This is a genomic window from Sphingomonas sp. dw_22 (assembly GCF_018449795.1).
GTDB lineage: Bacteria > Pseudomonadota > Alphaproteobacteria > Sphingomonadales > Sphingomonadaceae > Sphingomonas.
On record NZ_JAAVVE010000037.1, the window covers coordinates 36,694 to 42,885 of the forward strand.

At 69.5% G+C, this 6,192-nt stretch carries 5 protein-coding genes; 1 reads left to right on the forward strand and 4 read right to left on the reverse strand.

Going from position 1 to position 6,192, the window contains the following annotated elements:
* Window positions 1-26 precede the first annotated feature (26 nt).
* Window positions 27-758, forward strand: coding sequence for a transcriptional regulator NanR (locus HB724_RS15235; RefSeq protein WP_213981794.1), 732 nt, complete (start codon window positions 27-29; stop codon window positions 756-758).
* 6 nt (window positions 759-764) lie between these two features.
* Here HB724_RS15235 and HB724_RS15240 read toward each other — a convergent pair whose 3' ends face one another.
* The 4 genes from HB724_RS15240 to HB724_RS15255 all read right to left on the reverse strand — a co-directional run.
* On the reverse strand, window positions 765-2,570 hold the full coding sequence (locus tag HB724_RS15240) for a hypothetical protein (protein ID WP_213981795.1): 1,806 nt from the start codon (window positions 2,568-2,570) through the stop codon (window positions 765-767).
* Window positions 2,554-3,576, reverse strand: coding sequence for a Gfo/Idh/MocA family oxidoreductase (locus HB724_RS15245; protein WP_213981796.1), 1,023 nt, complete (start codon window positions 3,574-3,576; stop codon window positions 2,554-2,556). The genes HB724_RS15240 and HB724_RS15245 overlap by 17 nt, the downstream gene beginning before the upstream one ends.
* Window positions 3,576-4,601 carry an ABC transporter permease gene (locus HB724_RS15250; RefSeq protein WP_213981797.1) on the reverse strand — a complete coding sequence of 342 codons (1,026 nt, stop codon included), beginning with the start codon at window positions 4,599-4,601 and terminating at the stop codon, window positions 3,576-3,578. Before HB724_RS15250 ends, HB724_RS15245 begins: the two co-directional genes overlap by 1 nt.
* 10 nt (window positions 4,602-4,611) lie before the next feature.
* Window positions 4,612-6,192: sugar ABC transporter ATP-binding protein (locus HB724_RS15255; RefSeq protein WP_213981798.1), on the reverse strand; the 1,581-nt coding region annotated here is incomplete at its 5' end.

Sequence of the window (6,192 nt, forward strand, 5' to 3'; positions counted from 1 at the left end):
CACCATTTTGAGAAGAAGGTTGCGCCGTGACGCTTCCGGCAAATGAAACCATCGTCAGACGCAAGCTGGCGGACGAAGTCTTCGACAGGCTGAAGGCGATGATCGTCAGCGGCGAACGCAGCCCGGGCGAGACGCTGCCGTCCGAGCGCGAGCTGATGGCGCGCTTCGGCGTCGGCCGGCCCGCGATCCGCGAGGCGATGCAGGCGCTCTCCAATCTGGGGCTGGTGACGATCAGCCATGGCGAGCGGGCCCGCGTGCGCGAGATCACGGCGCTGGCGGCGATCCGTCAGGTCGATATGGTGGCGCAGCTGCTGCTCTCGACCTCGCCGGAATCGCTGGAGCATCTGAAGGAGGCGCGCAGCTTCTTCGAGCGCGGCATGGTGCGCCGCGCGGCCGAGATCGCCACTGCCGAGGATGTGGCGGCGCTGCGGGCGATCGTCGATCAGCAGCGCAGCGCCGCGGGGGACGCGGCCGAGTTCGTGCGGATCGACATGAGCTTCCACAACCGGATCGCGAAGATCACGGGCAACCCCATCTACAGCGCGGTCAGCGAGATGATGCTCGGCTGGCTGCAGGAATATCACGCGCACATGCTCATCTGGCAGGGCAAGAGCGAACGCACGCTGAGCGATCATGAAGCCGTGATCGACCGGATCGAAGCGCATGATCCCGACGGCGCCGAGACGCTGATGAGCGGCCATCTGGAGCGCTCGAACCATCTCTACTCGCACAACCACGAGAGCGAGGCGACGGGCTGAGGCCCGTCAGGCGATCGCGATGCGCGCGGTTTCGTAGGCGTCGAGGCTGATCTTTCCGGGTGCGCCGTCGAGCATGACGTCGCAGGGTTCGGCGGTGATGTTGGCGAGCAGCACGACGGTGCTTTCCGGACCCTCCGCCCCAACCGCGCGTACCCGGTCCGGCGCGGAGGAGCGGCAGGCGCGGCGCGGGAGGCCGGCGAGCGCGGCGAGGTCGCGCACCGCGGCGAAGACCGGGCGCGGGCCGTCTCCGCCCAGCACTCCGAACGGGCCGGTCAGCGCGCCGAGCGTCAGCAGTTCGAGCGCCGCCGCTTCGCTGGCGGCGGCATAGCCCAGCGCCCAGGCGGCGGCGAAGCGACCCTCCTGGCGGGGATCGACTTCCGCCATCGCGATGCGGCGGCGGCCGGGATTGTCCATCGTCCGCGACCCATAGGGGTTCTGGCGCATCCCGATCGTGCTCGGACCCAGCCGATAGGGCTTCGCGCCGATGATCCCCCGCGCCGAGCGGACGATATGGGGCAGGGCCTCCAGCGTCTGCATGACGCTGAGATCGTCGGCGGCATGGACGATCGGGCAGGTGGCATGCGTCACGAAATCGAGCAGCGCGACTGGCGGGCGCTTGCGGTTCAGCTCGGTGAAATAGCTGAACATGCCCCCGCCGAGCGGGATGCCCGGAAACGCGCGCCGGGCGGCGGCATAGACATGCTCCAGCGGCGGGCAGGCGGGCCAGGCGCTGCCGGGCGGCGTCGATTGCAGGTCGGGCGCGGGGAAGACTGACACGGCATCGGGTGCAAGTCCGGCCCGGGCGGCATGATCGGCGATGGTGCGCAATTCCGCATCGAGATTGCCGGTCGCGGCGAGCACGCATTCCAGCGTGGCGCGGGCTTTGGATCGCCGCGCGACCTCCGCCAGAGCCGCCATTTCGGCGGCGCCGTGGCCGGCATGCGCGGCGAAGGTGAGCAGCAGATCCTGCACGCCCAGCGTTTCGAGAGCGTCCATCCGCGCTAGCGTCGCCGCCGCCTCGGCGGGCGTGACGACCAGGCCGATGCGCGGCATCGGGCCGACCCGGTCGCCGAGTACGATTTCGACCGGCGCACCTGTCGCGACGGTGGCGGGGGGCGGCGTTCCTTCGATGTCGATCCGCACCGACTGGCGGTTGGCGCTTCCCGCCGGCACGACATAGGGCCATGGCAGCGCCAGCGGGCGGACATAGGTCTTGTAGGAAGCGTCGGACCAGTTGCGCTGGTCCTCCATCTCAAACACGTCGCCCTCCATGCGGCAGGCGATGGCGACGCCTTCCTGCCGGTGGATCAGCGCGCGGATATCGGTGAAGGGCTGCCAGGGATCGATCAGCACCGGGAATTGCGACTGGACCGCCTGGCCGTCGCCATGCTCGACGGTGAGCGGCGCGCCGGCCAGCGCTGCCGGGTGGAGCACGCAGAAGCCGAGCCGGTTGGTGACGAAGTCCGCCCCGGCCACCGCGTCCACGGTGAAATCGAGGCCGGTGGGCGAGGCGGCGATCGTGGCCGCGTAGCGCAGCACGGCGCCGTCGGGATCCCGCACCGACGCCTCATAGGTGATCGACACTTCCCCGGGCGCTTCGGACAGCTTGAGGTCGCGGATCGCCGGCACCGGCGTGCCCCAATCGCGGTCGCGCACCAGATACTGGATGCCGCGCAGCATCTCGGCGCTGCCGACGCGGACCGCGCGGACATTCCCTTCGAGCAGTTCGAACGAAAGCGGCCCTACCGCGAACCGGAGCGGCTCCGGTTCGGCTTCGTCGGTGCCGTAGAGCGCGTCAGCGCGGCGCGACATCGACCGCGCGTCCTTCGGCGGCGCTGCGATAGGCGGCATCGACCAGCGCGAGCGTGCGCAGATTGTCATGGCCGGACGTCGCGGGCGCGCGGCCCGTGGCCAGACATTCGACCCAGTGCCGCTGGATCGCCACGACGCTTTCCTGGATGCCGTGCCACGGCTTCTCCCCCCAGGCCGGCAGCGGCGGGGAGACGTCGCGCGTCTCGATGCTCTCGCGATTCTCGACGACCAGGCGATAGCCCGCTTCCAGCCGCATCCGCCCATGATCGCCATCGACCTCGATCAGCGTCTGGGGGAAGGGATCGTCGTGGATCGGCGTCGCATAGCTGCAATCGACGATACTGGTCGCGCGGTCGCCATGCCCGAGCAGGATTGTCGCGACATCCTCGCCGCGGATCGCCGGATTGACGCGCTGGGTGCGACAGAAGAGCGTCGTCGCCTCGCCCATCACGAAGCGGGCGATATCGAGGACGTGGATGCCGAGATCCTCGATGATGAAGCGCTCGCCCTCGGCCAGATAGGGCTGCGCCGCATAGACGTCAAAGCCCGAGCGGAAGGCGAAGCGCGCGAAGAAGGGCGTGCCGATCGCGCCCGCCTCGATCGCGGCGCGGACGGCGCGGATCGGAGCCTGCCAGCGGAAATTCTCATGGACCATCATCGCCACGCCCGCGGCATCGCAGGCGGCGACCATCGCCCGGGCATCCTCGAACGTCGCAGCGAGCGGCTTCTGGCAGATGACCGGCACGCCATGCCGCGCGGCGAGCTCGACCAGCGCGCGGTGGCTGGGCGGGGTAGTGGCGATGTCGACGAAATCGAGCCGTTCGGCGGCGAGCATCGCGGCCGCGTCGGCATAGCGCGCGGCGATGCCGAACTGATCGCCGGTAGCGGCCAGCCGGGCCGGATCGGTATCGCAGATCGCGACGATCTCGACTCCGTCGAGGTCGTGCCAGGCGTGGAGCTGGTTGGCGGCGAAGAAGCCGCAGCCGATGAGACCGCCGCGCAGCATCAGGCGGCCGCCGCCGCGCGCCGGATCGCGACGCGGTGCTGGAGCCGCGCCTGGGCGCCGTCGAGCAGCACCGCGGCGATGATCACCAGCCCCTTGATCACCATCTGCCAGAAGGCGCTGACGCCCATCATCACCATACCGTCCCCCAATACGCCGATCACCGCGGCGCCGACCAAAGTGCCGAGGATCGTGCCGCGCCCGCCGCTCATCGAAGCGCCGCCGAGTACCGCCGCGGCGATCGCGTTGAGCTCGAAGGTCTCGCCGGTCGCGGGATGCGCGGCCTGGAGCTCGGAAGCGATGATCAGACCCACCACGGCGGCGCAGAAGCCGGAGACCATATAGGTGACGATCAGCACCCGCCCGACCCGGATGCCGGAGAGCGCGGCGGCGACGGCGTTGCCGCCGACCGCGTAGATCTGCCGCCCGAGCGGGGTGCGCATCGTCACATAGGCGGCGAGCGCGGCGATGACGGCGAGGATCCATACCGAGACCGGCAGGCCGAGCAGATAGCCGCCGCCGATCACCGGGAAGCCGGACGTGCCGTAATAGGCGTCGCCGACCAGATCGGGGAAGGTCCGCCCGTCCGACGAAAGCAGCGCCGCGCCGCGCACCACATAGAGCGTGCCCAGCGTGGCGATGAACGGCGCGACCTTGAGCCGGGCGACCAGCAATCCGTTGACCAGTCCGATCAAGACGCCGAGCGCGAGCACGATCAGGACGATCTCGAACAGGTTGAAGCGCACCAGCATGTCGCTGCCGACGGGCACCCCGTTCAGCATCAGGAAGCCCGCGACCATGCCGGTGAGGCCCGCGACCGAGCCGACCGACAGGTCGATCCCGCCGGCGACGATCACATAGGTGAGGCCGATCGCCAGGATCGCGTTCAGGGCGACGTGCTTCAGCATCAGCACCATGTTGGCGCTGCTCAGGAAATTGGGTGCCGCGGCCGAGAATATGGCGAGCACGACGACCAATGCGATCACCGTCCTCAGCCGCATCAGCAAGAGCAGCGTGTCGCCTCCCATCATGCCCCCTTCATGCCGCCTCGGCCCGCGGATTCGCGGCGGCGGTTATCGTGTCATGGTCCGCGTCGCCACACGGCAGGTCCAGCGCGATGACGCCTTCGCGCATCACCAGCACGCGATCGGCCAAGGCGGTAAGCTCATCGAGCTCGGACGTCGCGAAGAGAACACCCAGCCCCTCGTCGGCGAGGCGGCGGATCAGGCGATATTGCTCGGCCTTGGCGCCGACATCGACCCCGCGCGTCGGTTCGTCGAGCAGCAGCACCTTGGGCCGGGTGAGGAGCGCCTTGCCGATCACCACCTTCTGCTGGTTGCCGCCCGAAAGCGTGGTGACGGGCGTGTCTGGCCCCGCCGTCTTGATCGCGAGATCGCTGGTCGAGGCGGCGACGGCCGATGCCTCGCGCGCGGGATCGAGGTAAAACAGGCGGGTGAACCGGCGCAGGCTCGCCAGCGTCAGGTTGCGCGCGACCGAGAAGGTGCCGACGAAGCCGGCATGGCGGCGATCCTCGGGCACGAGCGCGACGCCCGCCGCCATCCTCCCGCATATATCGCGCCGGCTGATATCGGCACCGGCGACCGTGACGCTTCCCGCCGCATCGCGACGGCAGCCCATGATCGATTCGAGCAATTCGGTCCGCCCGGCGCCTAGCAGGCCATAGATGCCGACGATCTCCCCGGTGCGAACCGACAGCGAGACATGATCGACGACGAAGCCGCCGCGCTCGCGCGGCAGCGTGAGATCGGTGACGCGCAGCACTTCGCCGCCCAGCGCGCCGCGCACGCAATCCGCACGGGCGGGCGCGTCCCGGCCGATCATCTGACGGACGATCCACGGCACGTCGACGTCGCGCATCTCGGCGGTCGCGACCAGGCGGCCGTCGCGTAGCACGGTGACGTGGTCGCCGATCCGTTTCAGCTCCTCCAGCCGGTGCGAGATATAGACGATGGCGACGCCGCGTTCCTTGAGTTCCGCGATCACGCCGAACAGCGTCTCCGCCTCGGCGGCGCTGAGCGCCGATGTCGGCTCGTCGAGGATCAGCACGCGGGCATCCTGGGCGAGGGCGCGGGCGATCTCGACGATCTGCTGCTGGCCGATGGTGAGCGAGGAGACCAGCGCGCGCGGATCGAGCGGATGGCGCAGCCAGGCCAGCACTTCGCGGGCGCGGGTGATCTCCGAACCCTGGTCGATATCGATGCCCAGCCGGCAGCGCTCGCGGCCGATGAAGATATTCTCGGCGATGCTGAGATTGGCGAACAGGCTGAGTTCCTGGAACACCATGCACACGCCCTGGCGTGCGGCGGCGGCGGGATCGGCGAAGGTCACTTCCGCGCCGTCGAGGAGCAGCCGGCCGCCGCTCGGCTGCTCGACCCCGGCGATGATCTTCATCAGCGTCGACTTGCCGGCACCATTCTCGCCGATCAGCACGTTGACCGCGCCGGCATGAACCTCGAAATCCACGGCATCGAGCGCCTGGACTCCCGGATAGAGCTTCGACACGCCTTCGGCGCGGAGGCGAGGGGCCGGGGCGTTCACGCGGCCGGACGGATCTGCGCGGGCGTGACGAAGGCGGGGCCGGCGTCGCCGGGGACATAG